Here is a 26,945-nt window from a genome sequence, read left to right on the forward strand (position 1 = left end):
GGCTCCAAGATCGTCACCGTTCAGGCCAACTTCCCCCGGCCTTGTGGCGACTGGAGCGAAACCTGCTGAAGCGCCGGTCCCCCCGGCCATACCTCTGGAGTTCACCACTCATGCGACCTCGCGTGACCATGGTGCTCGCCATCGTGGCGGTCCTCGTCGGTGGCGTCATGCTGGTGCCGGCCGCGTACGCCAAGTTCGCCGGAGGCAACGGCGAGGGCGGCATCGGCGGCGGTGGACAGGTCCCGGCGCCGAGCCCGACCGCACCCGCACCGCCGACGCTCGCCGACGCGCCCGTCTCGGTGAAGTTCGACGGCGAGTTCTTCTCCTGGGCCCTGATGGACCGCGCGACCGGCACTGTCACCGGCGCGAAGAACATGAACCAGACGAGCTCCACCGAGTCGATGCTCAAGGCCTGGATCGTCGCGGACTACCTGCGCCAGCTCGGCGACAGGGAGCCGAGCGCCGGGCTAAAGAAGTCCGCGATCCTCGCCATCCGCGACAGCGACGACGACGGCGCGAACATGGTCTACCGGGCGGCCGGCGGCTCCTACCGGCCCCAGCCGGGCGGCCAGCCGGACCCGGTCATCGCGCGGGCGATCCGGCTCTGCGGCCTGACCGACACCAAACCCGGCACCGTGCCCGAGTACAAGGGCTGGTGGAGCTTCACCGAGATGTCCCCCCGGGACGCGGTCCGCCTCGGCGACTGCATCGCCGACGGCCGCGCCGCCGGGCCCAAGTGGACGAAGTGGCTGCTCAGCGAAATGACCAAGGTGGCCGGCAGCGTCAAGCAGCAGGGGCAGCGCTCCGGCGGCGGCCGGTGGGGCATCATCGACGGCCTGCCCGCGACGATCAAGGCGCAGGGCCCGGTGCACATGAAGAACGGCTGGACGCGGCTCGCCTACGACGGCAACTGGCACGTCAGCTGCCTGGCGTTCACCGACAAGTGGAGCCTCTCGGTGATGATGCGCTACCCGGCCAGGGCCGGCCTGTCGTACGGCGCGAAGATGTGCGCCAGCGTCGCCACCCAGCTCGTGACGCCGCAGCCCGGCGCCGCGCTCAAGGTGCCGCAACAGCCGGCCGGGAAGCTCTGATGGCCGGCGCCCGGCGTCGGCCCGGCAGCCATCGCCGCCCACTGGCGTTCAGCGTGCTGGCCGTGGTCCTCGTCGGCCTGTCCGGCCTCTCCTTGCGGGTGATCCCCGGCTCGCCGCTGGAGGCCACCGCGAACTCGCACCCCGAGCCGACGACCGAGCGGTCCGCCAAGCAACCGGTCGACCGCAACGCGCCGCGCGTCGCCCCCTCACCGGCGCCCACCCCGCTGCCGTTCCAGGAGAAGAACCTGGACAGCCTGAAGATCAAGGGCTGGTACGGCTGGTCCGTGCTGGACAAGCGGACCGGAAAGATCATCGGCTCGGCGAACATGGACGAGACCAGCACGACCGCTTCCCTGATCAAGTCCTGGGTGGTGGCCGACTACCTGCGCCTGCGCGCCGAGGACGGCAAGACGCCGAGCGACGCGAAGCTGGCCGACGCCACGAAGATCATTCGCGACAGCGACAACACCCGCGCCCAGGAGTTCTACGAGGCCGTGGGCGGTTCCGACTCGATCGAGCGGCTCATCTCGATCTGCAAGCTGACCGACAGCGCGGTCGCCTCCGACGGCGGCTGGAGCCGGACGGAACTGTCGCCCCGGGACACCGCCCGGCTCGGCCTCTGCATCGACGACGGCCGGGCCGCCGGGCCGAAGTGGACCAAGTGGCTACTCAACGAGATGCGCCAGGTACGCGCTCCCGGTGACTTCGGCATCCGCAAGGCGTTCCCGGCCGCCCAGCAGAAGAAGATCGCCATCAAGAACGGCTGGATCGACCGGGACAAGGAAGAGGAGTACCACGTCAACTGCCTCGCCATCGGCGACACGTGGACGATGGGCGTGATGGTCCGCAGCCCGTTCGGTGTCGAGGGCGGCTGGGAGTACGGCATGGACGCCTGCGAACGGATCACCAAGGCGCTGCTGCGCCCCGCGACCTGACCCACCCGGCTGCCTGATTCGCGCGCGGCCGGAGCACCGGCCCGCGCGCGGTGGGCTCAGCCCTGGAAGAACTCCGGGCCGTCGGCCGGCAACGCCGGCACCTCCCCGTACGCGGCCGCCCGGCGGGCGAACTCGCGCAGCCCGGCCACCTGGCGCTCACCGAGCGAGAAGTCCAGCGCCCGGAAGTACGTGGCGAGCGTGTCCGCGTCGAACGTCTCCCAGCGGGCCGCCGCCTCCGCCACCTGGTCCAGCTCGGCCAGGCACAGGTCACGCGAGCGCAGGAACGCCTCGTGCACCTCCTTGACCAGGCCGGGGTGGGCGGCGGCGAAGTCACGGCGTACCGCCCAGACGGCGAAGACCATCGGCAGCCCGGTCCAGTCGTGCCACGCCTGACCCAGGTCGGTCACTTCGAGGCCCTTGGCGGGCGCCTCGTACAGCGCGCGCAGCGCCACGTCGCCGATCAGCACCCCGGCGTCCGCCTCCAGCAGCATCTGGGTCAGATCCGGCGGGCAGCGGAAGTACTCCGGCCGCACCCCGTGGCGCTCGGCGAGCAGCAGTTGGGCCAGCAGCACCCCGGTACGCGACGTGGAGCCGAGCGCCACCCGGGCACCGTCCAGCTCACTCAGCGGCCGGGTGGACACCATGTTCACCGAGAGCACCGGCCCGTCGCTGCCGACCGCCAGGTCGGGCAGGAGCAGCAGGTCGTCGGCGTGCTTCAGGAACTCCACGAGCGTGATCGGGCCGATGTCGAGGTCACCGGCGACCAGGTCGGCGCTCAGCCGGTCCGGCGAGTCCTTGTGCAGGTCGACGTCGATGAGCGCGCCGGACCGCATCAGCCCCCAGTAGATCGGCAGGCAGTTGAGGAACTGGATGTGCCCCACCCGGGGGCGGGCGATGCGATCGGCCATGACCCGACCGTATCGCCGCGGCCTTTCCCCCGCCGCCGGGGGAGCCGATCGAGTGGTGAACCCCGCACCCGGCGGTAAGGAAGGGCCCCTTCTTAACGCCTCCGGTAGTGAAAGGGCCCCTTCTTAACGCCAGCGGTCACGCCGGCTCCGCCGCCACGGCTGCGGCGGGGACGACGGCGCGCTCGGCGCGTACCGCCCGGCGGACCGGCCCGGCCAGCGCCACCACGACCAGCAGACCGGCCACGCCGCAGCCGGCGATCAGCGTGCGCGGGCCGGCCACCTCCAGCAGCAGGCCCCCGACCAGATAGCCGCCCATCGCGGCGCCCTGCGCCGCCGCGCCGAAGACCGCGAACGCCCGGCCCCGGGCCGCCTCCGGCACCCGCCGGGCCAGCAGGAGGTTGTTGAAGACGTTGTCGCCGCCGTTACCCACCCCGCCCAGCAGCCAGATCGGCACGAGCAGCCACGCCGAGGGCACCGCCGCCGACACGAGCACCGCCAGGCAGCATCCACCGAGCAGCACCAGCCCGGCGCCGAGCAGGGCGCCATCGTCGGCGAGGCGGCGGGCGACCCGGGCGAACAGCCACGCGCCGAGCACGATGCCGAGCGTCCACGAGCCGGTGACCAGCCCGTACACGGTGGTGCTGCTGCCGAGCGTCTCCCGGATGAAGAAGACCTCGATCACGTTCACCGCTCCGACCGCGCCGATCACCGCTGCCACGCTGCCGACCATCACCGTCAGCAGCGGGTCGCGCCGGAACCGCCACGAGGGCGCGGCCGCCACGGCGGTCCCGACGGTCACCCGGCGGCCTCCCCTTCTGGTACGGACGAGCAGCCCGGCCACCACCAGCGAGAGATAGCTGAGCGCGCCGAGGAGCAGCGGAACCCGGGTGCCGAACTGACCGACGAGGAGCCCGGCCAGCGCCGGTCCGGCGAGCGCGCCCAGCGTGCCGGCGGTCTGGTTCAGCGCGCCGGCCCGGGGCAGGTCCTCGGGCCGCACCATGACCGGCACCAGCGCGGAGATCACCGGCTGGGTGACCGCGAGGCCGGTGGCCAGCAGCGCCACCAGCGCGATCACCAGCGCCGGCTCCGGGGCGTACGCGAGCGCCAGGCATGTCGCGCCCTGGCCGATCCCGGCGAGGGTCAGCAGCACCCGGCTGTCCACCCGGTCGGCGAGGCGGCCGGTCAGCGGGGCGAGCGCGACCAGCGGCAGCGTCGCGGCGAGCAGCAGCCCGGAGACGGCGAGCCCACCGGCGCCGGCGGACTGGAGCGCCAGCGTGAGGGCGCTGGCGACCAGGAAGTTCCCGCAGCTGGAGATGCCGCGCGCGGTGGCCGCGAGCCAGACGTCCGGCCACCGCGAGGAACCAGATGTGAAGGACATACTTCGAAAATAATCCTTCACACCTGGCGGACGCAACCCCTCAATCGATAGGCATCGCCCGGTACTGCGCCGCCACGGGGCGGACCCCGGCGGGTGGATCGGGCCGGTTCCGCCGCCGGTACGGCTCCATCAGCGCCTGGATCGCCTGGTTCAGCCCGGTCAACTCCTCGGCAGTCACCAGCAGCACGCTGTCGCTGAACCAGGTCGCCTCGTACCACTCCTGCGGCTCGTCCGGCGCCCCGCGCAACCAGTCCCGGACGCGCTGCGCGTCGCGGACCAGATGCGCCTCGATCAGGGCCGCCTCGGCCGCGCGCGCCTCCGGGTCGGCATCGGGCCCCACCTCGACGTGGTACGACGGATTCACCGCCTGCCACACCCGCTCCCGCGCGTCACCCCGGCCGGGCGCCTGCCGGATCAGCCCGAACTTCGCCAGTTCGCGCAGGTGGTAGCTGGTAGCGCTCGGCGACAGCCCGGCGATCTCGGCGCACTCGGTGGCCGTCGCACCGCCCTCCAGCGTGCCGAGATGTTCCATGATCGCCATACGGGCCGGGTGAGCCAGCGCCCGCATCACCTGCGGGTCGCTGATGGTCACCCGGCGCTGCTCGGGCCGCGCCTCGGTCATGCCTCAATGATCCCGCGCCGCCGGCAACCGGACACGGGAGGTGGAGCCGGTCGTTCAGGCAACCTTGAGCTGCTCGTCGCCGAAATCGGCGATCAGCTTGAGCGTGCCACCGAGAGCGGCGATGTATCGCGCGAGCACGTCCTGGGTCGCGACGCTGCCCGCCTCGATCTGGGACACCCGCGCGACCGACACGCCCATCCTCGACGCGACCTGCTCCTGAGTCATCTCGCGCCGCTTGCGCAGTTCCGCGAGACGCCAACCGCGGGCCTCATCGAGCATGTCACCGATCCCGGCCTCGAATGCCTGCTCACCACCGGCGGTGTCCACCGCCCGGTCCAGGTGCGAGGTGTCACGCCACCGCTTGACGCTGCTCATCGAATCTCCTCCTGCCGCTCCTTGAGGTAGGTGTCGTAGAGCTGCTCCGCCTCGGGAATGGCATCCCGGTACCAGCGCGTCCACTGCCCCGACTTGTCGCCGGCGACCAGCAGAACCGCGGAGCGCCACGGGTCGAAGACGAAGAGAATCCTGATCTCGGTGCGCCCGGCCGACGGCGGCCGCAGCTCCTTGAGGTTACTGAGGCGAGATGCGGTGATGCTGTCTACCAGGGGTCTCCCCTCGATGGGGCCGTTACGTTCCAGCACCAGGATGGCCTGGTTCACCAGGCGGTGCGACTCGCGGTCGGCAGCGTAGAGCTCATCGAGGAAGTCCTCGACCTGCCCGGTCATCAGGATCTCCCACTCCATCCCTCACCTCCGAACTTAAGAATATTATTAAGAGCCAGGATGGTCGAGTGACACGCCCGGCAGCGAATATTCGGTGGTGTTGCCGTCCGGATGGCCGTAGCGTTGATGGCCGCCCGACGGCCGCGGTGAGCATGCACCGCAGCGGACGTCCCCGCGCCGGGAGCAGCCAACCGCCCCGGACACGCGAGCGAGCCTCAGTTGAGCCATCGGAGTTCACAGTGCCCGCAACCGACCTTGACACCACTGCCAGTCTCGACGCCGAACTGGCCGCCGAACGCGCCCACCTCACCGCCTCCCGCGCCGCGCTGACCCGGATGCGGGAGCGCGCCGAGGCGCTCTTCGCCACCGGCGACAAGGTGGCCGGTGACTCGTACACCGCCGAGCAGCTCGGCCGGCACATGGCCCGGCGGGTCAAGGAGCTGGCCGACGACCCCACCACGCCGCTGTTCTTCGGCCGCCTCGACTTCGGGGAGACGGACCCGGACCACGCCGGGCGGGAGTACCACGTCGGGCGGCGGCACATCACCGACGAGCTGGGCGAGCCGCTGGTGCTGGACTGGCGGGCGCCGGTCTCCCGGTCGTTCTACCGGGCCAGCGCGCGTGACCCGCAGGGCGTCGCCGTGCGCCGCCGGTTCGGGTTCAGCGCGGGTGTGCTGACCAGCTTCGAGGACGAGCACCTGGACCGGGGCGAGGAACTCGGCACGGCCAGCCGCATCCTCACCGCTGAGATCGAGCGCCCCCGTGTGGGCCCGATGCGCGACATCGTCGCCACCATCCAGCCGGAGCAGGACGAACTGGTCCGGGCCGACCTGGCCGACTCGATCTGCGTGCAGGGCGCGCCCGGCACCGGCAAGACGGCGGTCGGGCTGCACCGCGCCGCGTACCTGCTCTACCTGCACCGGGAACGGCTGCGCCGCTCGGGTGTGCTCATCGTCGGGCCGAACCGGGCGTTCCTGTCCTACATCGCGGCGGTGCTGCCCGCGCTCGGCGAGGTCGAGGTCGAACAGGCCACCGTGGAGGACCTGGTCACGCGCGTCCCGGTCCGCGCGGTCGACGACCCGGCCGCCGCCGCGCTCAAGCACGACGTCCGGATGGCCGAGGTGCTGCGCCGGGCCGTCGAGGCCCACATCGGTACGCCCACCGAGCCGATCATGGTCTCGGACGGCTCGTACCGGTGGCGGATCGGCCTCGACCCCCTGCACCGGATTGTCGCCGAGACCCGGGCGGAAGGGCTGCCGTACGCCACCGGCCGGGAACGGGTCCGGGCGCGGGTGGTGGGGCTGCTGCAACGGCAGGCCGAGGCGCGCCGGGCGGAGTCGCCGAGCGACGCCTGGCTGCGTCGGATGAGCCGGATCAAGCCGGTCACCGATCTGCTCGACACGGTCTGGCCGGCGCTCACCCCGGACGGCCTGCTGCACCGGCTGCGCACCGACGCCGACGCGCTCGCCGCCGCCGCGGACGGCCTGCTCACGCCCGCGGAGCAGGAGCTGTTCCGCGCCGGCAAGACCGCGCGTACCGCGAAGGCGACCCGGTGGACCGCCGCCGACGCGGTGCTCGTCGACGAGGTGGCCGGGCTGCTCGAACGGCCCGCCGGCTTCGGGCACGTGGTGGTGGACGAGGCGCAGGACCTCTCCCCCATGCAGTGCCGCGCCATCGCCCGGCGCAGCGAGCACGGCTCGATCACGCTCCTTGGGGACCTCGCCCAGGGCACCGCGCCGTGGGCGGCGACCGACTGGCGGGAGTCCCTGGCCCACCTGGGCAAGCCGGACGCCGCTGTGGTGCCGCTGAGTGTGGGCTTCCGGGTGCCGGCCGTCGTGGTGGCGTTCGCGAACCGGCTGCTGCCGGCGCTCGCCGTCGACGTACCCGCGGCCCGGTCGCTCCGCAACGACGGCGCGCTGGATGTGCGTACCGCCGAGGACCTGACGGCCGCGACGGTGGCCGAGGTGCGGGCGGCGCTCGCGCACGACGGCTCGGTCGGTGTGATCGCCGCCGACGACGCGGTGGACCGGCTGCGCGCGGCGCTCGCCGACGCGGGTGTCGAGACCGCGACCGCCGACGACGTCGAGGCCGCGGCGCGCGTCACTGTGGTCCCGGCGACGCTCGTCAAGGGCCTGGAGTACGACCACGTGGTGGTCGTCGAGCCGGCCGCGATCGTGGCCGCCGAGGCGCGTGGGCTGCACCGCCTCTACGTGGTGCTGACCCGGGCGGTCTCCCGGCTGGCCGTGCTGCACCGCGAGCCGCTGCCCGCGCCGCTGGCCGGCTGACCCGGGCGACCCGGTCAGCCGGTCAGCGCGGCGGCGACCTCTCGCAGCGGACGGCCCGACTCGGCGATCGGCACTGTGAACGACAGCCAGGAGCCGTCGGTGAAGTTGATCCGCAGCCGCTTCGGGTTGAGCCGGTGCCACCCCACCCGGGCCGAGGCGATTTCCGCGCGCGCGGCCGACCACGCCACCGACGTCTCGGCCAGCGCACGTTCCTCGGCCTCACGCCCGGCGAGCAGCTTGACCCCTCCGGTACGGCAGACGAGCAGCCGCCGGTCGGTGACCGCGAGCAGCGTCTCCCGGACCTGGAGGTCGGGCCGGGGCGGGCGGAGCGCGCGGTGCAGGCGGGAGGCGGCCGAGCCGGGCTCGCCACGGCCGGCGATCCCCCAGCCGATCAGGTCGACCAGCCGGTCACCGCGGTCCCAGGTGGCGAGCGGCAGCAGGACGTTCAGCAGCACCGAGCCGACGGTCCGCCGGCCCGGGTCGACGGTGGGCTCCGGCTCGGGCGGCGGTGCCGGGGCGAGCCCCTGGCCGACGTCGGCCTTGGCGTGGGCCAGCACGCGCTCGCCCGGCTCGACGAGCCGGTCGATCGGATCGCGGTATCTGGTCTCGTCCATCGGCTCAGTATCGGCCGTCGTCGTAGCCGTCGTCGGTACGGCGCTCCGCCGCCGGGGCGTTGCCCATCACCTCGCCGACGATCTCGCGTACCCGGGCGGCGGCGGCCTCCTGCGCCCGGTTCGCCGCGGCGGTGATCTCCTCGGCCAGCGTGTACGAGTCGAACCGCATGGCCCGCGCGTTGATGTCGGTGGAGAGGATCTTGCCGTCGGCGGCGGCCACGACGGTGACCAGGCCGGAGTCACTGACCCCCTGGGCGCTGCTCTGCTCCAGCTCGGCCATCCGCGCGCCGAGTTCGCGCTGCCACCCGTCCAGGTTGCGGGCCAGCGCCTCGATCCGGTCCAGGGCCGGGAACGTCATGGGTGCCTCTCAGTTCACGATCGAGTCGAACACGTTCTGCACGCCCTTGGTGTACGGGCCGAGATCCTCGCGGTACGTGCCGTCCACCAGATAGTTGCGGTCCTTGCGCCCGTCGGAGATGTCGTGCAGCCCCATACCGGTGTCGAGCAGGGCGCCGCCGACGCCGGGGATGTTCACCGGTGACGTCTGGTTGATGGCGAACTTGCCCGGGAACAGGATGGCGGCGCGTTTGGCCTTGAACAGCACCGCCTCCCTCGTGTAGCCGGCCTTCTTGAACACGCCGTACGCCTTCTTGGCCTCGCGGAGCTCCAGCACCACCTTGCGGTAGCGCATGAGCAGCTCGGCGACCTTCTGCAGCTTGGCGGCCAGCTTGGTGAGGATCTGCGCGAACCGGGCAACGATCTTGACCATGCGACCCACCACTGTGGCCAGACGGGCCAGCACCCGCACCACCGTGGCGGCCAGGCTCACGCCGGCGCTGAGCACGGCCGCCACCGCGGCGATGATGACCTCGGTCAGGAACCAGAGCAGGAACTCCAGGATCAGCTCGACCAGCAGGTTGAACGCGTCGACAGCGGCGTTCGCGGCGTCGACCAGCACCTCCTTGGTGCCGTCCAGCCCCTTGGCCAGCTCCTCCATCGCCTCCTCGATCGACTCCATCGAGGCGTGGAACTTGTCCGCCGCGTCGCCCTCCCAGCCGCCGCGCAGCCGGGCCCGGTCGGCGACCTGGTCGCCGGCGATCTGCCGGACCGCGTCGCCGGTGGTCAGCGCGAGCTGGGCCGCCCGCATGAGATCGTCCGGCTCCCCGGCGACCAGTTCCAGCAGCTGCTCGAACGGCCACAGCACGGCGTTTGAGAGCGGCTTGAACGGGTCGGGCGTACCCGACACGATCTGTTCGAAGTAGGTCTTGTTGCGCTGCAGCGCCTCGGTGCTCATCCCGCTCCCTCAGACGCCCGGCTGGAACATGTCGGTATTCGCCACGTCCGTGCCGGTGTAGGCCTCGGCGGTGTCGCGGAGCCCATCGGCGATCGTCGCCATCACCTCGGCGCCGTCCTCCAGCCCTTCCAGGCACGCCTCGAACTGCTGCTCGTACGCGGCGGCGAGGCTGAACGACGCGGGCATCACGCCGAACGCGTGCCGGGCCACGTGGCCGTCGCGGAACAGCCGGTGCAGCTCACGGAACTGGCCGGCCCGGTCCCGGGAGGCGGCGGCGAACGCCGTCAACGCCTCCGGCTGCACCTCCAGATTCCTGCTCGGACTGGTCACGGACCCTCCCCAGTGTCCGGTCGGAACTTCCACCGTCCTCGACGGCGTCACCAGCCTAGGGGATGTGCGCAGTTCCACAGGGGGCGGCGACGTTTGCCCCGGCACGGTAGACAGGGAAGGCACGCGCACCCCTTCCGCCGCCCGAGGAGCCCCGGATGATCCTGGCCCGCGCCGAACAGGTCAGCCGCCGCTACGGCGACGTGCTGGCCCTGGACCGGGTCGACCTGACCGTCCGGGCCGGGGAGCTGGTCGGCCTGCTCGGCCCGAACGGCGCCGGCAAGAGCACCCTGATCAACCTGCTGGTCGGGCTGCGCCGCCCGACCGCCGGCCGGGTCGAGCTGTGCGGCGGGGACCCGCGCGACCCGGCGAGCCGGCGGCAGCTCGGGGTCACGCCGCAGGAGACCGGCCTGCCCGGCACGCTGCGGGTCGGCGAGGTGATCGACTTCGTCTCCGCGCACTTCCCCGACCCGGTGCCCCGGGGCGAGCTGCTCGACCGGTTCGGCCTCGCCGACCAGGTACGCCGGCAGACCGGCGGCCTCTCCGGTGGGCAACGCCGCCGGCTGGCGGTGGCGCTGGCGTTCGTCGGCCGTCCCCGGCTGGTGGTGCTGGACGAGCCGACCACCGGCCTCGACGTCGAGGCGCGGCACGCGCTCTGGGACGCGATCCGCGGCTTCCACGCCGACGGCGGCACCGTGCTGCTGAGCAGCCACTACCTGGAGGAGGTGGAGGCGCTCGCGCAGCGGGTGGTGGTGATCGGCCACGGGCGGGTGCTCGCCGACGACTCGGTGGCGGCGATCCGCGGGATCGTCGGCGTACGCCGGGTCAGCCTGGTCGCCGACGACCTGCCGGCGCTGCCCGGGGTGGTCGCCACCGAACAGGCCGACGGGCGGGTGCACCTGCTCACCACCGACGCTGACCAGCTCGTCCGTGACCTGGTCACCGCCGGGGTGGCGTTCCGCGACCTGGAGGTCCGGCCCACCTCGCTGGAGGAGGCGTTCCTCGCCATCACGGCCGGCGACCGGCCCGCGCCCACCCCCGCCTAGGAGACAGTCGTGCAGCTCGCCCTCGTCCACGCCCGCTACCACCTCCTGGAGATCATCCGGATTCCGGTGGCGGTGGTCGGCAGCGCCTTCTTCCCGGCGGCCGCGATGCTCTTCTTCGTGGTGCCGTTCGCCGGTGACGACCCGACCGGCGCCACCTACGCCACCGCCGCCATGGTGACGTTCGCGGTGATGAGCGCCAACATCTTCCAGTACGGCGTGGGCGTCGCCGAGGACCGCGACCAGCCCTGGAACCCGTACACCCGGACCCTGCCCACCGGGCCGACGCCGCGACTGACCGGGCGGATCCTGGCCGGGCTGGTGCTGACGTACGTGTCGATGATCCCGGTGGTGGTGATCGCCGCGGTGGCCACCGAGGCCCGGGTCAGCGCGCTGCAGTTCCTGCTCGGGCTCGGCGCGGTCGCGGTGATCTCGGTGCCGTTCACGCTGCTCGGCCTGGCGATCGGCTACTCGCTGCCGAGCAAGGCGGCGATCGTGGTGGCGCAGGTGATCTTCTTCCCGCTGGCGTTCGGCGGCGGCCTGCTCTCCGGGCCGGACGACGCGCCCGGCTTCATCAAGGCGATCGCTCCCTACCTGCCGACCCGGGGCGCCGTGGAGCTGATCTGGACGGCGGTCACCGACTTCCGGCCCGGCGCCCTGTCGCTGGTGATGCTGGGAGTCTGGGTGCTGGTGCTCGCCGCGGCCGCCGGCTGGGCGTACCGGCGGGACGAGGGTCGCCGCTTCACCTGACCTTTTGTCCGGTTCCGGCCCGGTGGCCGACCCGGCGGTGCCACGATGCCGACAGGGCGGGCCAGCGGGACCGTCCCCGGCGAGAGGGGTCACCGTGAACGGCGTCGAGCCCGGCACACCCTGCTGGACCGACCTGGCCACGCCGGGACTGGAGGACGCGCGGACCTTCTACCCCGAGCTGTTCGGCTGGACCGGACAGATCTCCCCCGAGCCGGACGCGGGCGGCTACACCGTCTTCCAGAAGGACGGCAAGGCCGTCGCCGGGGCCGGTCCTCCCGCCACGCCGGACCAGGTGCCGGTCTGGTCGATGTACGTGGCGACCGACGACGCCGACCTGGTCGCGACCCGGGTGGAGGCGGCCGGCGGGCAGGTGGTGGTCTCCCCGTTCGACGTCTCCACACAGGGCCGGATGGCCGTGCTCGCCGACCCGGCGGGCGCCGTGTTCAGCGTCTGGCAGCCGATGGCGATGCGCGGGGCCGAACTGTTCAACGCGCCCGGCGCGATGTGCTGGAACGAACTGGTCACCCCCGACCCGGAGGCCGCCAAGGAGTTCTACGCGCTGGTCTTCGGGTGGCACCCGGAGGAGCGTCCCGCCGGGCCGGTGCCGTACACCGGGTGGCGCTGCGGCGCCCGCATCGTCGCCGGCATGGTGCCCCAGGCCGAGCCGCTGCCGACGGACCTGCCCGCGTACTGGGCTGTCTACTTCGCCGTGGAGGAGGCCGACGCCACCGCCGCGCGGGCCGCCGAACTGGGCGGCACCGTCCTCGTCCCGCCGCGCGACAACCCGGCCGGCCGCAGCGCCGCCCTGCGCGACCCGTCCGGCGCCCTCTTCTCCATCTCCACCCTCCGCTAACCCCCGCCCCCCTTCCTTTCCTGTCCCCGTCGATCTTGCAGTCGCGGCCCTCCCGGCGTCACATAAACACCTTTTGCCCGGGCCGAAACCGCAAGATCGACGAGGTGAAGCGGAGACGAGCGAGATCTTGGTACGGAACGGCCCCCGGGAGGGCCCATCCGTACCAAGATCTACCCGTCATCCCGGCAGGCGGCAAGGCCGCCAACCCTTCCGTCGATCTTGCAGTTGCGGCCCTCCCGACGTGATTTATGCACCTTTTGCCGGGGCGGAAAGTGCAAGATCGACGGTGCGGGGCGGGGCGGGCGGGACGGGCGCGAGGCGGGGCGGGCGCGGGGCGGGTCAGGTTGGGCGGACGGGGACCACCAAGGGGCCGTGCTCTCCGGGGATCACCCGGATGTGGGCTCGGTAGTGGCGGGCCAGCAGGGCCTCGGTGAGCACCTCCTCCGGCGGCCCGGCTGCCGCCACCCGGCCGTCGGCGAGCAGGACCAGGCGGTCGGCGTACTCGCCGGCGATGGAGAGGTCGTGCATGGTGGCCAGCACGGTCAGGCCGTGCTCTCGGCGGAGCTGGTCGACCAGTTCCAGCACCTCCTGCTGGTGCCCGATGTCCAGCGCGCTCGTCGGCTCGTCGAGCAGCAGCAGGGTGGCGCCCTGGGCCAGCGCCCGGGCCAGGAACACGCGCTGCCGCTCACCGCCGGAGAGCGTGGCCAGCTCGCGGTGCGCGAACGGGCCGAGGTCGAGCCGGTCCAGCACCTCGTGCACGGCGGCCAGGTCGGCGGCCGACTCGCGGCCCAGCGCCGGGATGTACGGGGTGCGCCCGAGCAGCGTGTAGTCGAAGACCGACATGCCGGCCGGCACCACCGGGGACTGGGCCACCGTGGCCACGACCCGGGCTCGTTCGCGGCGGCGGAGCGCGCCGATCGGCGTACCGAAGAGGGCCACCTCGCCCGGGCCGGTCAGCAGCCCGCCGACGGCGCGCAACAGGGTCGACTTGCCGGCGCCGTTGGGTCCGATGACGGTGACCCATTCGCCGGCGGCGACTGTCAGGTCGACGCCGGCCAGGATCGGGTTACCGCCGAGGGCGACCCGCAGGTCGTGGACGCGCACGGCGGGGGCGTTCACATCGCCACCCGGCGGGCGGTACGCAGGACGAGGACGAAGAACGGGCCGCCAAGCAGCGCGGTGACCACGCCGATCGGGATCTCGGCGGGGGCGGCGGCGGTACGGGCGACCACGTCGGTGAGCGCGAGGAACGCGCCGCCGAACAGCATCGACAGCGGCAGGATGACCCGGTGGCTGGAGCCGAAGAGCAGCCGCATGGTGTGCGGCACGATGATGCCGACGAAGCCGATCAGGCCGGACGCGGACACCGCGGCGGCGGTGCCGAGCGACGCGGCGCCGATCAGCAGGTAGCGGGAGCGCTGCGGGTGCAGCCCCAGGCCGGTGGCCTCGTCGTCGCCGACGGAGAGCACGTCCAGCTCGCGCCGGTGCAGCAGCACCACCACGGCGGTGAGCACGAAGTACGGCAGGACCAGCCACACGTCGTGCCAGCCGGCGGTGGCGAGCCGCCCGAGCAGCCAGGAGTAGACCTGCTGGATGTTGTCGGAGTGCTGTTGCAGCAGGTACGTCTGCCCGGCGCCGAAGAACGCCGAGACCGCCACCCCGGCCAGGATCAGGGTGGCCGGTGACCGGTCCCGTCCGCCGGCCGCGCCGAGGAGGTACGTCAGCACGACCGCGCCGAGCGAGCCGACGAACGCGGCGAGCGGGATGGTGATCGGCAGCCCGGTCAGCGCCCCGCCGGCCCCCGCGCCGAGCACGATCGCCGTGGTGACCGCGAAACCGGCGCCGGCGGCCACGCCGAGCAGGTACGGGTCGGCCAGCGGGTTGCGGAAGACGCCCTGGTAGCAGCCGCCGGCCAGGGCGAGGAGCGCGCCGACGAGGAGCCCGAGCACGACCCGGGGCAGCCGCAGCTCGGTGATGATCGCGATTTCCCGCTCGGTGAGCCCGCTGTCGAGGCGTACCCCGGGTAGGAGGTTGAGCAGTTCGGCCGCGACGCTGCCGGGCGGCAGGCTGACCGGACCGAGCGAGACGCCGGCCACCAGCGCGACGAGCACCGCCACGACTCCGGCGAGCAGCCAGCGCTTGCGCAGTCCGGCCGGCCGGACCGGCGCGGCAGGTGTGCCCCGCCGCCCGGGCCGGGGCAGGCGCCGGCCGCCCGGCCGGGACACCTCGGGCGTCCCGGCCGGGCGGGGGGCGGATTCCGCCGGTCGCACGGCCACGGTCAGGCCGGGACCTTGGCGGTGGCGTCGACGATGACCTTCAGCAGGTCGACCACGCGCGGGCCCCAGCGCGAGGCGATGTCGTCGTCCAGCTCCACGACCTGGTTGTTCTTCACCGCGTTGATGCCGGCCCACCCGCTGCGCGCCTTGACCGTGTCGGCGTTCTGCTTGCAGCACTTGGTGTCGGAGAGGAAGACGAAGTCGGGGTTCGCCTTGACGATGATCTCCTGGGAGAGCTGCGGGTAGCCGCCGTTCTTGCCGTCGGCGTCGGACGGGTCGGCGATGTTCTCCAGCCCGGCGAGCGCGTAGATGGTGCCGATGAACGTCTTGCTGGTGGCGGTGTACAGCTCCGGGCCCAGCTCGTGGAAGTACGTCAGCCTCTCGGTGCGCTTGGGCAGGTCCTTGGTCAGCGCGGTGATGTCGTCCTTCATCTTCTGCACCACGGCCTCGGCCTCGGACCGGTGGCCGGTGAGCGTGCCCAGGTCGGTGAGCTGCCGGTACGTGTCGTCGAGCGTCGCCGCGGCGGGGATCTGCAGGACCGGGATCTTCAGCGCGACGAGTTGGTCGGCGATCTTGTTGAGGTTGTCCGAGATCACCACCAGGTCGGGGTTGCGGGAGGCGACCGCCTCGGCGTTCGGCTGGTAGCCGGACAGGTCGGTGCGGGGCGCGTCGGCCGGGTAGTTCGACTGGTCGTCGACGGCGGTGACCTGCTTGCCGGCGCCGATGGCGAAGAGCATCTCGGTCGAGGTCGGCGAGAGCGAGACGATCTTCTCGGGCCGCTTCTCCAGCGTCAGCTTGCCGACGGTGGCCGGGAACGCGCCGCCGGAGGCGCCGGCGGCGGGGGTGTCGGTCGAGGTCTTCTCGGCGCAGCCGCCGAGGAGCAGCACGCCGGCCGCGAGCGCGGTGGCGAAGAGCCGGGGGGTACGTCTGGACATTGAGCCTCCTGTCGGTCGAGGAGTGTGGTGCTTCGCCGACAGGAAGAAAGGCCCGTCCGCGAGGCGCCCTTCCTCGAGAGCGCGTGTCGCGACCGGGCCGCAGGCGACCTGGCTCGTCCCACGTCCGTCGGCGCCGGCGGGAGGCCGACGCCGCGCGTACGGGGCATCACAGTTGCGGGACAGCGCCGGTTTCACACCGGCTTCGCTGTGGCACGGTCGGTGCCACGGTAGCGCACGACCAGCGGAGATCGTCCGGACGGTGGGGGTGGGTGGGAACCCCGGCGGGGGTGGAACCGGGGTTCCCACCCGGTGGTGAGGTCAGCAGTACTGGCTCTGCTTGCCGATCGCCCGGTACGGACAGTCGGCGTACTCGGACAGCAGCAGCACGGCTTCCCGGTTGCGTGAGGTCTGCGCCGGGATCACCTCGTCCGGCGGGTAGAAGCCGCCGCCGGAGGCGGAGCCGGGGTACATCTCGAAGGTGTACGCCCAGATCTTGTGGGCCCCCCACATCCAGTCGATGCTGGTGCCGTCGGCGATGTAGAGGTCGCTCGACTGTTCGGGGGTGTAGTTGTTCGTCGCCGCCATCTGCCGTCCGATGGTGGCGAAGGTGTTGTACTGGTCGGTGTTCATCCCGGTGGCGGTGTTGTTGTACGTGTACCCGTACGGCCAGAGCACCAGCTGCGAGTAGGTGTGGAAGTCGATGTTCGCCTTGATCTGCTGCACCCCGCCGACGACCCGGCTGTTGACGAAGTTGCGCAGCGCGGCGGTCTCCGGCGCGGAGAAGGCGGACGGGCCCCGGTAGGTGTCCGACGACTTCGAGCTGGACGAGCCGCCGCAGCAGCCCCACTGGTAGGCCCAGTTGCGGTTCAGGTCGGTGCCGATGGCGGTGGAGCCGCTGTTGGGCTGCCGGTTCTTGCGCCAGGAGCGGTAGGACCCGGTGGCGATGTCGTACTCGCTGCCGTCGGGGTTGACGGTGGGGACGATCCAGATCTCCCGGGAGTTGACGATGCTGGTGATCCGGGAGTCGCTGCCGTAGTTGTCGGTGAAGAGGTTGAGCAGGTAGATCGCCATTTCGACGGTCAGGTGCTCACGGGCGTGCTGCTGGGCGTTGAACAGGATCTCCGGCTCCGCCTCGTCGGTGGCGACGTTGTCGGAGATCTTCACGGCCATCAGGTCGCGGCCCTGGTACGACGTGCCGATGCTCAGCTTGCGCGCGATGGTCGGGTGGTCGGCGACCACCTTGTTCACCACTGCGGTCAGTTCGGCGTAGTCGTGGTAGTTCGAGTCGGCGGACGGGAACGCGTTGGCGGTCATGCCCCCGTCGGCGTGGTCGTGCTCCGGCGCGACGTCCTTCTCCAGCCGGAACCCGAGCCGGGTGATCGCGTTCGCCTCGGCCTTGGTGGCCGTGACGTGCAACACACCGTGTTCGGAGTAGTCGATGGCGGCGCCGGTGCCGGCGACCGCGGTGCGGTCCGCGGCGGTGCGTGGGCCGAGCACCCGGTACGCGACGGTGGCCGGCTCGCCGGAGCCTTCCGGCGCGGGCCGGGCGGCGGCGGGCGCGGCGGCCGCGCTGACGATGGTCAGGCCGATGGCGGCGGCGAGCGCCAGCCGGCGGCGGAACGGAGAGGCGCGGAAGGCCATGGACAACCTCCTGGGGGTACGGGAGAGCTCCCGTTGTCCGCACACTCCACCAGGAGACACATGGTCATATCAATATCAGTCTCTATCTTTAGCCATCCCGACCTGATCGTCACTTCGGCAATGATTTTCCATGCCTGAACATCTGGCGAAACTTCCCGCCAGGGGCGACAGTGAACGGCAACGATGCCGTTTCCCTGTGGAGCTGCCATGTTCGGAAGATCCCTGCGCGCGGTCGCCCTCGCCGGCCTCACCGCGCTCACCCTCCTCGGCACCACCGCGCCGGCCCAGGCAAACGCCCCGCGGCCGGGCGTCACGCACGACGAACAGATCACGTTCCAGGAGTTCTCCCGCTTCCCCGACTGGCGCAGCGGCTCCCACCAGGGCACCCGCGCCGTGCCGGGCCGCCACCCCGCGCTGACCATCGACCGCCCGGCGGGCACCACCGAGTTCACCGACGAGCACACCGGCACGACCCGCACCTGGGAGTACGCCACCTGGACCTCGCCCGAGCGGCGGATCGGGTTCGACGCCAGCGAACTGGTCGCGTCCTGGAACGCCGCCACCCCGGCCGGCACCTGGATCCAGGTCGAGCTGCACGGCACGTACAACACCGGGACGCAGACCCCGTGGTTCGTCATGGGCCGCTGGGCCTCCGGCGACCAGGACATCAAGCGGTCCACGCTGGACGGCCAGGGCGACCCGTGGTCGAGCATCTGGACCGACACGTTCTCGATCGACGACGCCGACGCCGGGGTGCTGCTGCGCTCGTACCAGCTGCGGCTGACGCTCTACCGCGCCCCCGGCCAGGCCGCCGCGCCGCAGGTGCGGATGCTCGGCGCGATGGCGTCGAACGTGCCGGACCGCTTCACCGTCACCCCGAGCCGGGGCGGCATCGCCTGGGGCACCGAGCTGGCCGTGCCGCGCTACTCGCAGAACGTCCACATCGGCGAGTACCCCGAGTACGACGGAGGCGGCGAGGCGTGGTGCTCACCCACCTCGACGGAGATGGTGGTCGAGTACTGGGGCCGCAAGCCCTCGGCCGAGGACGTCTCCTGGGTCGACCCCGCCTACCCCGACCCGACCGTCGACCACGCCGCCCGGATGACCTACGACTACGAGTACGAGGGCGCCGGCAACTGGCCGTTCAACACCGCGTACGCGGCGAGCTTCCCCGGCCTGGAGGGGCGGGTCACCCGGCTGCACTCGCTGGACGAGGCGGAACGGTTCATCAAGGCCGGCATCCCGGTGGTGACCTCGCAGTCGTTCCTCGCCAGCGAACTGGACGGGGCCAACTACGGCACCGCCGGGCATCTGTTCGTGATCGTCGGCTTCACCGCCGAGGGCGACGTGATCGTCAACGACCCGGCGTCCTCCTCGAACGAGGCGGTGCGCAACGTCTACAAGCGGGAGCAGTTCGAGCAGATCTGGCTGCGCACCAAGCGCTACCGGGCGAACGGCACCGTGGCCTCCGGCTCCGGCGGCATCGCGTACCTGATCAAGCCGGTCGACCGGCCGTGGCCGGTCGTCCCGGGCTCGACCAACTGGTGAGCGGTTCGACCATCCGGTGAACCGCGAAGGGCCCGGCGCGACGTCGCGCGCCGGGCCCCGCCGGTCCGCTCAGCTGTCGCGGCGCTCGCCGTCCGGCTCGGCCTGGTCGTCACCGGCCAGCGCGGAGCGCAGCCGGTCCTTCTCCACGCGACGCCGCTCCGCCGCCTCCGCCATCTCCCCGGCCATCTGGTCCCGCAGGCCCTTGAGCAGGAAGAACGACAGCGTGGCGGAGAAGATCAACGCCAGCATCAGCCGCAGGAACATGTTCATGTCGACGAACCAGAGGGCCGCCAGCACGACGACGAACAGCCCGATCCGACCCAGCGTGTACTTGAGCGCCGCGCTCATTCCCGCATTCCCACTCTCTTCGCGCCTCAGCCCGTACGCCGGGCCAGCCAGTGCACGCCATGAAACCAGACGACCGCGTAGACCACGGTGAACACCGCCGCGGCCAACGCTCCCGTGAACAGCGCGGGCAGCCCCGAGGCCAGCCCGGCGGCCAGCAGACCGGCGACCACACCGAGCGCGATGCCGACCAGCGCGGCCACCACCCGGGCGGCGCCGAACTCCCAGGCCCGGAACTCGTCCCAGAACAACCAGAGCGGCAGGATCACCGCCAGCCAGCCGTTCGTGCCCCCGAAGCCGCTGTCGCCCACTGTGGCGAACGCGAACTCGAAGACCAGCAGCGCCAGCACACCGATGACCAGGCCGGCGAGGCTCACGCCGAGCAGGTCGCCGAGGGTCAGGATGCGTCCCTCGGCGTCACGCCGGGGGAAGGCGCGCTGCTGTTCCTCGCCGCTCATCGGTCCGCTCAGGCCCAGACCTGCTGCGGCTCGGACCGACGCTCGGCCAGCGACGGCGGCCCGTCGTACTCGCGCACGATCTCGTAGCGGGTGTTCCGCTCGACCGGACGGAACCCGGCGTCCCAGATCATGTTGAGCAGGTCGTCGCGGTGCATGGTGTTCGGCGTGCCGTACGAGTCGGCGTCGTGGGTGATCTTGTATTCCACGACCGAGCCGTCCAGGTCGTCGACGCCGAAGTTCAGCGAGAGCTGCGCCACCGACAGGCCGTGCATGACCCAGAAGCACTTGACGTGCGGCACGTTGTCGAACAGCAGCCGGGAGACCGCGAACGTCTTCAGCGACTCGGCCGGCGAGGCCATCGTGGTCCGGGCCTGGATCCGGTTACGGATCTTGCCATCCGCCGAGTCGACGAAGTCGTGCTGGTAGCGCAGCGGGATGAAGACCTGGAAGCCGCCGGTCTCGTCCTGCAGCTCGCGCAGCCGCAGCACGTGGTCGACCCGGTGCCGGGGCTCCTCGATGTGGCCGTAGAGCATGGTCGAGGGCGTCTTCATGCCCTTGGAGTGGGCCAGCCGGTGGATGCGCGACCAGTCCTCCCAGTGGCAGTTGTGGTCGACGATGTGCTGGCGGATCTCCCAGTCGAAGATCTCCGCGCCGCCGCCGGTCAGCGACTCCAGACCGGCGTCCATCAGCTCGTCGAGGATCGCGTCGGCGGTGAGCCCGCTGATCTTCTCGAACCACTGCACCTCGGTGGCGGTGAACGCCTTGAGGTTGACGTTCGGCAGCGCGGCCTTCAGCTCCCGCAGCACCTTCGGGTAGTAGCGCCAGGGCAGCGTCGGGTGCAGGCCGTTGACGATGTGCAGCTCGGTGAGCTGCTCGTCCTCCATCTCCTTGGCCTTGCGGACCGCCTCGTCGATGCGCATCGTGTACGCGTCCTTCTCGCCCGGCTTGCGCTGGAACGAGCAGTACGCGCACGACGCCGAGCAGACGTTCGTGAGGTTCAGGTGCCGGTTGACGTTGAACATCACCCGGTCGCCGTTGAGCTCGGTACGCCTGTGGTGGGCCAGCCGGCCCAGCCAGGTCAGGTCGTCGCTGGCGTAGAGGGCGATGCCGTCCTCGCGGGTCAGCCGCTCCCCGGCGTACACCTTCGCTTCGAGTTCGCGCTTGAGTCCGGCGTCCATCCGAAAGCCACGTCCTTCCCCCTGGGTTCCCGATCGAGCGTACGTCGCGGGTCCGACCTGCCGCCGACGTGGTCGAGCCAGTTCACCCGCCGTCACTCTCCGCACATCGACATCGCTGCGACAGTGAGGTAAGACAGGGTGGGGCGGAACACACACCAGTGCCGTCCTGTCCTGACACGCCCCACCTCGCGTGGCGGGCACCAGACCGGACGGGGAGCGGAATGTCCGACAGCACCAAGGCCCGACGGCGACGAGGCCGGCAGCCGGTGATCTCACCGGTTCTGCGCCCGGCCCTCTGGTCCGCGCTCCTGGGTGCGGTCGCGGCGGCGGCGCTCGCCACCCCGGCCTGGGCCGACCCGCTGCCCGACACCGTGCCCAGCACCGGCTCCCGGCCCCAGGTCACCGGCCCGCTGCAACTGCCCGGCAGCGTCCCCGGCGTGCCCGGCACCGTGCCCGGCCTCCCCGGAGTCACGATCCCGGGGTTGCCGGGCGCCATCACCGGCGTCACCAACCCGGCCGACGGCCCGCTGATCGCGCAGATCAACCAGCTCGACGCCCAGGTCGGGCTGCTCGGCGAGGAAATGCTGCGGATCAAGGGCGAGCGGGACGCCGCGCAGGCCGAGCTGACCCAGTCCGCCGCCCGGCTCAAGGAGGCCCAGGACGCGCTGACCCGCGCCCAGGAGAACGCCAAGAGCGCCGCCGCCGACGCGGTCAAGGCCGACGCCGCGCTGCCGCCGGGCGAGTTCGGCGCCAGCCTGCGTGACTTCGCCAACCTCCAGCGCATCACCCGGGGCGACAAGGCCGAGGGCGCCACCACGTCGGTGACCGGCGAACTCCTCCGCGCCACGAACGCCGAGCGGATCGCCCGGGAGGCGCACGACTCGGCCCAGCGCCGGGTGACCGAGAAGGCCGCCGAGTTCACCCGCGCCGAGACCGACCTGCGCAAGCAGGAGACGACGCTTGTCGCGCTGCGCAAGGAGAACGCCGCCAAGCTGCTCGAGATCGAGCGCCTGGCCGACGCCGCCGAGCAGCAGCTCGGCAGCTCGTACGTCGTCAACCAGAGCATCGACGGCCTGGCGGCGGACCCCAAGGCGCTCGCCGCGGTCCGCTACGCGCTCGCCCAGCTCGGCGACCCCTACCTCTGGGCCGCCGAGGGCCCGGACCGGTTCGACTGCTCCGGCCTGGTGCTCGCCTCCTACCGGTCGGCCGGCTACAAGGGCCTGCCGCGGGTCGCCAAGGACCAGTACTACGCCACCCGCTCCCGCACCGTCTCCCCGAACGCGCTGCTCCCCGGCGACCTGCTCTTCTTCGCCTCGACAAGCAGCTGGACGAGCATCCACCACGTCGCCATGTACATCGGCAACGGCAAGATGGTGGAGGCGCCCCGGACCGGCGACGTCGTCAAGATCTCGGTGGTCCGCTGGACCCGGCTCTACGCCGCGACCCGGGTGATCGGAGCCGTCGCCGCCCCGGCCACCCCGGCTCCCCCGCCGCCCGTGCCGACCACCCCGCCGCCGTCGTCCCCGACGCCGAAGCCGACGCCCACCACGCCGAAGCCGACGCCGACGACTCCCAAGCCGACGCCGACCACCCCGAGGCCGACGACGCCCACGCCGGACCCGACGACGTCCAGCCCGACGCCCAGCACGCCGCCCAGCCCGTCCGAAGAGCCGGAGCCGGAGCCGAGCGACAGCTCCGCGCCGAGCACCAGCGCCGCCCCGAGCAGCAGCAGCGTCGCCCCGTCGCGCAGCACGTCCGGCAGCGCCTCCGCCAGTGCCTCCGCCAGCCCGAGCAGCAGCGCCGACTGACCCAACCCGCACTCCGGCTGTGCGCCCGGGCCGGAATATGGCACGGTGAGATCCAGGCACTTTCGGCCGGCGCCACGGTCGGGGGCGAGCGTAGGTGCGGAGGGGCGAGATGGGCGAGCACGAGGTTCCGGCGGAGAAGGTCCACCCGGGACCGACGCCCGACGCCGCCGACCCGGCCGACGACAGCCAGGCAGCGGCCCGCCCCGGGCCGGTGGCCGTCGCGCGGGCACGGGTGACCGTCGCCGGTTCGGCAGTACCGCCACCCGCCGGTGACGAGCCGCCGGTGACGCCGTCCAGCCCCACCACGTACCGCGCGGGCGCACCGGCCGATGCCGCGCCGCCGCTGGACCGGCGTCTCCCCGGCGCGACAGTGCCCCCGTCGACCTGGTCCGCCTTCGCCGTGGCCGACCGCCCGGCGACGCCGGAGCCCGCCGCCACGCCGGAGGCCCCCGCCGCCACGAGCGCACCCTCCCCGGGCGGCCCGGCGGCCGGAATCCCGGCCCCCCGCGTCTCCGGTTCCGCCCGGGTGCCCGCGCCCGCTCCGGCTGCCCCCACCGGCTCGCCTGCCCCTGCCGCTCCGGCTGCCGCGTCCACTCCGGCCGCTCCGGCCGTTCCGCCTGACGCGCCCGCTCCGTCTGACGCGCCTGCACCGGCAGCAGGCGAGACGTCGCCCGAGGACGGCCCCGGCGGGGATGCGGCCGCGACGGACGACCGGCCGGAGAGCGCGGCCGCCAGCACCTCCACCGGCGCCCGGGCCAGCGCCGCGGTACCCGGCCTGAGCCGGGTGTCCGCCGACGAGATCGCCGCCTCGGTGGTGTCCGCGCCCGCCGCCGCGACCGTCTACCGGGCGGGTCCGGTGAACCCGGAGCACCCGGAGCCCGCCCAGCCGCCGGAGCCCGCGCAGCCCCCTGCCCCGCACGGTCCGGAGCCCGAGCCGGCGCCGACCCCGGTACCGGGCCCGACCCCGCCGTCGCCCGCGCCGCCGGTGCCGGAGCCGAAGCCGGAGCCACCGTTCCGGCCGACACCACCCGTGCCCGCGCCGCCCGCGCCGGCGCCCACCCCGCCGGGACCGGTTCCGCCGGTGCCCGGGCCGCCGCTGCCGCCGCCCGGACCTGCGGTGCCCCCGCCGCCGCCTCCGCCGGGTCCGATGCCCGCGCCGCCGTTCCCGCCGCCACCGGCGATGACCGCCACGGCGAACCCGCTGCCCGCTCCGCTGTTCCCCGCGCCGCCGGCCACCGCGAGCCCGTCGTCGTTCGCCACGCCGCCGGCCACCGCGAGCCCGCCGTCGTTCGCCATGCCGCCGGCCGGCTCGGCGGTGCCGCCGCCCGCGCCCACCACGCCCTTCCCGTCCGCGTCGGGCCCGCTGTCCGGGCCACCGGCCGCGACCGGCACTCCGGCGCCCGCCGCCGAGTCGCGTCCGGCGTGGGCCGCCGCGCCCGTGTCCGCCCCGCCGCCGCCCGCGGTGCCGGCGCCGGCGCTGCCGACCTGGCCGCCGCCGGCCACGCCGGCCCGCGACGCCGACACGACCCGTCCGGTACGTCAGCAGCCCGGCGGCACGGATCTCGCCGGCGCCGTCTACGGCGGCGGGACGGACGGCCCCGGGTTCGCCACCGTGTCGTTCCCGCAGGGCAACCCGCTGGAGAACTCCGGATCGCTGACCGGGCACATCCTGGCTCAGGGCTGGTCCGAGGACAGCCCGGCCGCCCGGAGCGGCAACACCAAGGTGATCATCGTGCTGGCGGTCGCGCTGACCATGCTCATCGCGATCAGCCTGCTCGTGGTCTTCCTGGCCAACGACGCGCTCAGCGGCCTGACCGGGACGATGCTGATCGAGTGACAGGGGTGAGCCCGCCCACTACCGTGTCGCGTTGCTCTGGCGGAGTCGGCGATGCGCCGTACACTTGTCTCTGATTACTGACCCGGCGCGCCCAGAGTGTGCGCCCATGGGCGATCTTGCGGGCGATTCGGCGGCGTGACAGGCCGCGGCGGGCCATCGCGAAGATGCGCCCCGCTCGAGAGGCATTTCTTGACCACGTTCGCTGAATCCAGCACGTCCCCGTCCGTCGACCCGAACTCCGACACCGTCGACTTCGCGTCGCTCGGCCTGCCCCGGCAGCTCGTCGAGACGCTCGCCCGGCAGGGCATCACCACCCCGTTCGAGATCCAGCGGGCCACCCTGCCCGACTCGCTCGCGGGACGCGACGTACTCGGCCGGGGCCAGACCGGCTCCGGCAAGACGCTCGCCTTCGGCCTGCCGGTGATCGCCCGGCTCGCCGACCGCAACCGGGCCCGGCCGCTGTACCCCCGCGCCCTCGTCCTCGTCCCCACCCGCGAACTGGCCATGCAGGTCAACGACGCGCTGGTGCCGCTCGGCAAGTCGGTGGGCGTGTTCCTGAAGACCGCTGTCGGCGGTGTGCCGTACGACCGGCAGATCGACGCGCTGCGCCGGGGCGTCGAGATCGTCGTGGCGACGCCGGGGCGGCTCGGCGACCTGATCGAGCGCGGCGTGTGCCGACTCGACGACGTCGAGATCACCGTGCTGGACGAGGCCGACCAGATGGCCGACATGGGCTTCCTGCCCGAGGTCACCCAGCTCCTGGCCAAGACCCCGGCGGACGCGCAGCGTCTGCTCTTCTCGGCCACTCTGGACAACGACGTCGACTCGCTCGTCAAGCGGTTCATGACCGACCCGGTCACCCACTCGACCGCACCGGCCACCGCCGCCGTGTCCACCATGGATCACCACCTGCTGCTGATCCCGCCGCACGACAAGTTCGCGGTCGCGGCGTCCATCGCCGCCCGTGAGGGCCGCACCATGCTGTTCGCCCGTACGCAGCTCGGCGTGGACCGGCTGGTCGAGCAGCTCGCCGCCGTCGGCGTGCGGGCCGGTGGGCTGCACGGCGGCAAGACGCAGCGCATGCGCACCAAGACGCTCGCCGAGTTCCGCGAGGGCCGCACGCCCGTGCTGGTCGCGACCGACGTGGCGGCCCGGGGCATCCACGTCGACGGCGTCTCGCTGGTGCTGCACGTGGACCCGCCGAAGGACCCCAAGGACTACCTGCACCGGGCCGGCCGTACCGCCCGGGCCGGCGAGTCCGGCGCGGTGGCGACGCTGGTGCTGCCCAAGCAGCGCCGCACCACGCTGGCCATGATGGAGAAGGCGGGCGTCGAGCCGGCCGAGACCCGGGTCCGGGCGGGCGACGAGGCGCTGGCCCAGTTGATCGGTGCGCGCGAGCCCAGCGGCGTACCGGTGCGGAACGAGCCGGAGCCGCGACGCGGCGGTGGCCCGCGTCGCTTCGGTGACCGCGACGGCCGAGGCTTCGACCGGGGCGGCCGGGGCGGCTTCTCCGACCGTGGCGAGCGCCGGTTCGGCGACCGCGACGGCCGGGGCGAGCGCCGCTACGGCGACCGGCCCGCGGGCGAGCGGTTCGCGGACCGCGGCGGTGACCGCCGGTTCGGCGACCGGCCGGCGGGCGAGGGCTACTCGGGCGAGCGGTCCGGCGGCGGCGAGCGCCGCTTCGGCCAGCCGGAGCGGCGTGACGACCGGAGCTTCGGCGACCGGCGGTCCGACGGCCGGAGCTTCGGCGAGCAGCGGTCCGACGACCGCGGCCAGCGCAGCGACCGTTTCGGCGGCCAGCGCGACGACCGGCGTTTCGGCGAGCGCGCCGACCGCACGTTCGGGGACCGGAACCAGCCGGCAACCGGGCGCGGGTACGACCGCGACGAGCGGCGGAACGACGACCGGCCGGGCGGTTCGCGCGGCTTCGGCGACCGTCGCCAGGAGGACCGTCCGCAGGCGGAGCGGCGTTTCGGTGACCGGGGCGACGCGCGCCCGGCCGAGCGCCGGAGCGGCGGTTTCCGGACCGAGGGGCGGGGCCGGGACGACCGGCGCGGCTTCGGCGGGCGCCCGCCGGCACGTACCCACTGATCTGAG

At 72.8% G+C, this 26,945-nt stretch carries 25 protein-coding genes, 1 pseudogene and 1 riboswitch; of the genes and pseudogenes, 10 read left to right on the forward strand and 16 right to left on the reverse strand.

Annotated elements, in window-relative coordinates; translation table 11 throughout:
• The first annotated feature begins 110 nt into the window (after positions 1 to 110).
• Together ACSDG8_RS15570 and ACSDG8_RS15575 are read left to right on the forward strand one after the other, a co-directional pair.
• Positions 111 to 1,091 carry a hypothetical protein gene (locus tag ACSDG8_RS15570; protein WP_210892746.1) on the forward strand — a complete coding sequence of 327 codons (981 nt, stop codon included), beginning with the start codon at positions 111 to 113 and terminating at the stop codon, positions 1,089 to 1,091.
• Complete coding sequence (locus tag ACSDG8_RS15575; protein WP_210892744.1) at positions 1,091 to 2,026, forward strand: hypothetical protein; 936 nt, start codon at positions 1,091 to 1,093, stop codon at positions 2,024 to 2,026. The genes ACSDG8_RS15570 and ACSDG8_RS15575 overlap by 1 nt, the downstream gene beginning before the upstream one ends.
• A 56-nt stretch (positions 2,027 to 2,082) precedes the next feature.
• On the opposite strand, the gene ACSDG8_RS15580 is transcribed toward ACSDG8_RS15575, so the two are convergent.
• From ACSDG8_RS15580 to ACSDG8_RS15600, 5 genes are all read right to left on the reverse strand, one after another.
• On the reverse strand, positions 2,083 to 2,934 hold the full coding sequence (locus ACSDG8_RS15580; protein WP_210892742.1) for a menaquinone biosynthetic enzyme MqnA/MqnD family protein: 852 nt from the start codon (positions 2,932 to 2,934) through the stop codon (positions 2,083 to 2,085).
• Between the two features lie 136 nt (positions 2,935 to 3,070).
• Positions 3,071 to 4,312, reverse strand: coding sequence for an MFS transporter (locus tag ACSDG8_RS15585; RefSeq protein ID WP_210892740.1), 1,242 nt, complete (start codon positions 4,310 to 4,312; stop codon positions 3,071 to 3,073).
• 40 nt (positions 4,313 to 4,352) lie between these two features.
• Complete coding sequence (locus ACSDG8_RS15590) at positions 4,353 to 4,934, reverse strand: ArsR/SmtB family transcription factor (protein ID WP_210892738.1); 582 nt, start codon at positions 4,932 to 4,934, stop codon at positions 4,353 to 4,355.
• Between the two features lie 54 nt (positions 4,935 to 4,988).
• A complete protein-coding gene (locus ACSDG8_RS15595; RefSeq protein WP_210892736.1) occupies positions 4,989 to 5,309 on the reverse strand; it encodes a helix-turn-helix domain-containing protein in 321 nt (106 codons plus the stop codon).
• Positions 5,306 to 5,677, reverse strand: coding sequence for a type II toxin-antitoxin system RelE/ParE family toxin (locus ACSDG8_RS15600; RefSeq protein ID WP_184681230.1), 372 nt, complete (start codon positions 5,675 to 5,677; stop codon positions 5,306 to 5,308). Before ACSDG8_RS15600 ends, ACSDG8_RS15595 begins: the two co-directional genes overlap by 4 nt.
• Before the next feature lie 218 nt (positions 5,678 to 5,895).
• Here ACSDG8_RS15600 and ACSDG8_RS15605 point away from each other — a divergent pair, with 218 nt between their 5' ends.
• On the forward strand, positions 5,896 to 7,941 hold the full coding sequence (locus ACSDG8_RS15605; protein WP_210892734.1) for a HelD family protein: 2,046 nt from the start codon (positions 5,896 to 5,898) through the stop codon (positions 7,939 to 7,941).
• A 14-nt stretch (positions 7,942 to 7,955) separates the two neighbouring features.
• Here ACSDG8_RS15605 and ACSDG8_RS15610 read toward each other — a convergent pair whose 3' ends face one another.
• Genes ACSDG8_RS15610 through ACSDG8_RS15625 form a run of 4 tightly spaced genes read right to left on the reverse strand, consistent with a single transcriptional unit; the run spans position 7,956 to position 10,179 of the window.
• On the reverse strand, positions 7,956 to 8,555 hold the full coding sequence (locus ACSDG8_RS15610; RefSeq protein WP_210892732.1) for a hypothetical protein: 600 nt from the start codon (positions 8,553 to 8,555) through the stop codon (positions 7,956 to 7,958).
• Positions 8,556 to 8,559: 4 nt separating this feature from the next.
• A complete protein-coding gene (locus tag ACSDG8_RS15615; RefSeq protein ID WP_210892731.1) occupies positions 8,560 to 8,913 on the reverse strand; it encodes a YbaB/EbfC family nucleoid-associated protein in 354 nt (117 codons plus the stop codon).
• Between the two features lie 9 nt (positions 8,914 to 8,922).
• Positions 8,923 to 9,849 carry a WXG100 family type VII secretion target gene (locus ACSDG8_RS15620; protein ID WP_210892729.1) on the reverse strand — a complete coding sequence of 309 codons (927 nt, stop codon included), beginning with the start codon at positions 9,847 to 9,849 and terminating at the stop codon, positions 8,923 to 8,925.
• A gap of 9 nt (positions 9,850 to 9,858) precedes the next feature.
• Positions 9,859 to 10,179 (reverse strand): type VII secretion target, encoded by a 321-nt coding sequence (locus tag ACSDG8_RS15625; RefSeq protein WP_210892727.1) that lies wholly within the window; start codon positions 10,177 to 10,179, stop codon positions 9,859 to 9,861.
• A gap of 155 nt (positions 10,180 to 10,334) precedes the next feature.
• On the opposite strand from ACSDG8_RS15625, the gene ACSDG8_RS15630 reads away from it, so the two are divergent.
• From ACSDG8_RS15630 to ACSDG8_RS15640, 3 genes are all read left to right on the forward strand, one after another.
• The gene (locus tag ACSDG8_RS15630; RefSeq protein ID WP_210892725.1) at positions 10,335 to 11,222 is read left to right on the forward strand and encodes an ABC transporter ATP-binding protein; all 888 of its coding nucleotides are present in this window, start codon (positions 10,335 to 10,337) and stop codon (positions 11,220 to 11,222) included.
• A gap of 9 nt (positions 11,223 to 11,231) precedes the next feature.
• On the forward strand, positions 11,232 to 11,969 hold the full coding sequence (locus ACSDG8_RS15635) for an ABC transporter permease (RefSeq protein WP_210892723.1): 738 nt from the start codon (positions 11,232 to 11,234) through the stop codon (positions 11,967 to 11,969).
• A 94-nt stretch (positions 11,970 to 12,063) separates the two neighbouring features.
• Positions 12,064 to 12,822: a VOC family protein gene (locus ACSDG8_RS15640; RefSeq protein ID WP_210892722.1), complete on the forward strand. Its 759-nt coding sequence runs from the start codon at positions 12,064 to 12,066 to the stop codon at positions 12,820 to 12,822.
• Positions 12,823 to 13,161: 339 nt separating this feature from the next.
• Here ACSDG8_RS15640 and ACSDG8_RS15645 read toward each other — a convergent pair whose 3' ends face one another.
• From ACSDG8_RS15645 to ACSDG8_RS15660, 4 genes and pseudogenes are all read right to left on the reverse strand, one after another.
• Positions 13,162 to 13,941: an ABC transporter ATP-binding protein gene (locus ACSDG8_RS15645; protein ID WP_210942601.1), complete on the reverse strand. Its 780-nt coding sequence runs from the start codon at positions 13,939 to 13,941 to the stop codon at positions 13,162 to 13,164.
• On the reverse strand, positions 13,938 to 15,023 hold the full coding sequence (locus ACSDG8_RS15650; RefSeq protein WP_439428053.1) for a FecCD family ABC transporter permease: 1,086 nt from the start codon (positions 15,021 to 15,023) through the stop codon (positions 13,938 to 13,940). The genes ACSDG8_RS15645 and ACSDG8_RS15650 overlap by 4 nt, the downstream gene beginning before the upstream one ends.
• A gap of 77 nt (positions 15,024 to 15,100) precedes the next feature.
• Entirely contained in the window at positions 15,101 to 16,033 is a 933-nt protein-coding gene (locus ACSDG8_RS15655; RefSeq protein WP_210892718.1) for an ABC transporter substrate-binding protein, read from the reverse strand.
• A gap of 107 nt (positions 16,034 to 16,140) precedes the next feature.
• Positions 16,141 to 16,234, reverse strand: a riboswitch (cobalamin riboswitch).
• Between the two features lie 120 nt (positions 16,235 to 16,354).
• A pseudogene (locus ACSDG8_RS15660) lies at positions 16,355 to 17,674 on the reverse strand (M14 family metallopeptidase); the annotation flags it as partial.
• Positions 17,675 to 17,881: 207 nt separating this feature from the next.
• On the opposite strand from ACSDG8_RS15660, the gene ACSDG8_RS15665 reads away from it, so the two are divergent.
• A complete protein-coding gene (locus tag ACSDG8_RS15665; protein ID WP_210892714.1) occupies positions 17,882 to 19,222 on the forward strand; it encodes a C39 family peptidase in 1,341 nt (446 codons plus the stop codon).
• Between the two features lie 69 nt (positions 19,223 to 19,291).
• On the opposite strand, the gene ACSDG8_RS15670 is transcribed toward ACSDG8_RS15665, so the two are convergent.
• From ACSDG8_RS15670 to mqnE, 3 genes are read right to left on the reverse strand one after another with little or no spacing between them, the layout of a single operon-like run.
• A complete protein-coding gene (locus tag ACSDG8_RS15670) occupies positions 19,292 to 19,570 on the reverse strand; it encodes a DUF4229 domain-containing protein (RefSeq protein WP_210892712.1) in 279 nt (92 codons plus the stop codon).
• 26 nt (positions 19,571 to 19,596) lie between these two features.
• Positions 19,597 to 20,025, reverse strand: a complete 429-nt coding sequence (locus ACSDG8_RS15675) for a hypothetical protein (RefSeq protein ID WP_210892711.1) — start codon at positions 20,023 to 20,025, stop codon at positions 19,597 to 19,599.
• Positions 20,026 to 20,033: 8 nt separating this feature from the next.
• Positions 20,034 to 21,203 carry an aminofutalosine synthase MqnE gene (mqnE, locus tag ACSDG8_RS15680; RefSeq protein ID WP_030500737.1) on the reverse strand — a complete coding sequence of 390 codons (1,170 nt, stop codon included), beginning with the start codon at positions 21,201 to 21,203 and terminating at the stop codon, positions 20,034 to 20,036.
• 221 nt (positions 21,204 to 21,424) lie between these two features.
• Here mqnE and ACSDG8_RS15685 point away from each other — a divergent pair, with 221 nt between their 5' ends.
• From ACSDG8_RS15685 to ACSDG8_RS15695, 3 genes are all read left to right on the forward strand, one after another.
• The gene (locus ACSDG8_RS15685; RefSeq protein WP_210892708.1) at positions 21,425 to 23,011 is read left to right on the forward strand and encodes a C40 family peptidase; all 1,587 of its coding nucleotides are present in this window, start codon (positions 21,425 to 21,427) and stop codon (positions 23,009 to 23,011) included.
• A gap of 109 nt (positions 23,012 to 23,120) precedes the next feature.
• Positions 23,121 to 24,848, forward strand: coding sequence for a hypothetical protein (locus ACSDG8_RS15690; RefSeq protein ID WP_439426992.1), 1,728 nt, complete (start codon positions 23,121 to 23,123; stop codon positions 24,846 to 24,848).
• Between the two features lie 189 nt (positions 24,849 to 25,037).
• Positions 25,038 to 26,939, forward strand: a complete 1,902-nt coding sequence (locus ACSDG8_RS15695; RefSeq protein ID WP_210892704.1) for a DEAD/DEAH box helicase — start codon at positions 25,038 to 25,040, stop codon at positions 26,937 to 26,939.
• Positions 26,940 to 26,945: the final 6 nt, after the last annotated feature.

The sequence above is a fragment of the Micromonospora sp. LA-10 genome (assembly GCF_051853095.1).
Lineage (GTDB): Bacteria > Actinomycetota > Actinomycetes > Mycobacteriales > Micromonosporaceae > Micromonospora > Micromonospora echinospora_A.

What these genes read in the sequence shown, in the direction of transcription:
- ACSDG8_RS15580 (WP_210892742.1), bottom strand. Translation starts at nt 2,934, where the DNA reads ATGGCCGATCGCATCGCCCGCCCCCGGGTGGGGCACATCCAGTTCCTC.
- ACSDG8_RS15630 (WP_210892725.1), top strand. Translation starts at nt 10,335, where the DNA reads ATGATCCTGGCCCGCGCCGAACAGGTCAGCCGCCGCTACGGCGACGTG.
- ACSDG8_RS15595 (WP_210892736.1), bottom strand. Translation starts at nt 5,309, where the DNA reads ATGAGCAGCGTCAAGCGGTGGCGTGACACCTCGCACCTGGACCGGGCG.
- ACSDG8_RS15600 (WP_184681230.1), bottom strand. Translation starts at nt 5,677, where the DNA reads ATGGAGTGGGAGATCCTGATGACCGGGCAGGTCGAGGACTTCCTCGAT.
- ACSDG8_RS15665 (WP_210892714.1), top strand. Translation starts at nt 17,882, where the DNA reads ATGTTCGGAAGATCCCTGCGCGCGGTCGCCCTCGCCGGCCTCACCGCG.
- ACSDG8_RS15670 (WP_210892712.1), bottom strand. Translation starts at nt 19,570, where the DNA reads ATGAGCGCGGCGCTCAAGTACACGCTGGGTCGGATCGGGCTGTTCGTC.
- ACSDG8_RS15655 (WP_210892718.1), bottom strand. Translation starts at nt 16,033, where the DNA reads ATGTCCAGACGTACCCCCCGGCTCTTCGCCACCGCGCTCGCGGCCGGC.
- ACSDG8_RS15615 (WP_210892731.1), bottom strand. Translation starts at nt 8,913, where the DNA reads ATGACGTTCCCGGCCCTGGACCGGATCGAGGCGCTGGCCCGCAACCTG.
- ACSDG8_RS15575 (WP_210892744.1), top strand. Translation starts at nt 1,091, where the DNA reads ATGGCCGGCGCCCGGCGTCGGCCCGGCAGCCATCGCCGCCCACTGGCG.
- ACSDG8_RS15570 (WP_210892746.1), top strand. Translation starts at nt 111, where the DNA reads ATGCGACCTCGCGTGACCATGGTGCTCGCCATCGTGGCGGTCCTCGTC.
- ACSDG8_RS15585 (WP_210892740.1), bottom strand. Translation starts at nt 4,312, where the DNA reads ATGTCCTTCACATCTGGTTCCTCGCGGTGGCCGGACGTCTGGCTCGCG.
- ACSDG8_RS15690 (WP_439426992.1), top strand. Translation starts at nt 23,121, where the DNA reads ATGGGCGAGCACGAGGTTCCGGCGGAGAAGGTCCACCCGGGACCGACG.
- mqnE (WP_030500737.1), bottom strand. Translation starts at nt 21,203, where the DNA reads ATGGACGCCGGACTCAAGCGCGAACTCGAAGCGAAGGTGTACGCCGGG.
- ACSDG8_RS15590 (WP_210892738.1), bottom strand. Translation starts at nt 4,934, where the DNA reads ATGACCGAGGCGCGGCCCGAGCAGCGCCGGGTGACCATCAGCGACCCG.
- ACSDG8_RS15620 (WP_210892729.1), bottom strand. Translation starts at nt 9,849, where the DNA reads ATGAGCACCGAGGCGCTGCAGCGCAACAAGACCTACTTCGAACAGATC.
- ACSDG8_RS15610 (WP_210892732.1), bottom strand. Translation starts at nt 8,555, where the DNA reads ATGGACGAGACCAGATACCGCGATCCGATCGACCGGCTCGTCGAGCCG.
- ACSDG8_RS15675 (WP_210892711.1), bottom strand. Translation starts at nt 20,025, where the DNA reads ATGAGCGGCGAGGAACAGCAGCGCGCCTTCCCCCGGCGTGACGCCGAG.
- ACSDG8_RS15685 (WP_210892708.1), top strand. Translation starts at nt 21,425, where the DNA reads ATGTCCGACAGCACCAAGGCCCGACGGCGACGAGGCCGGCAGCCGGTG.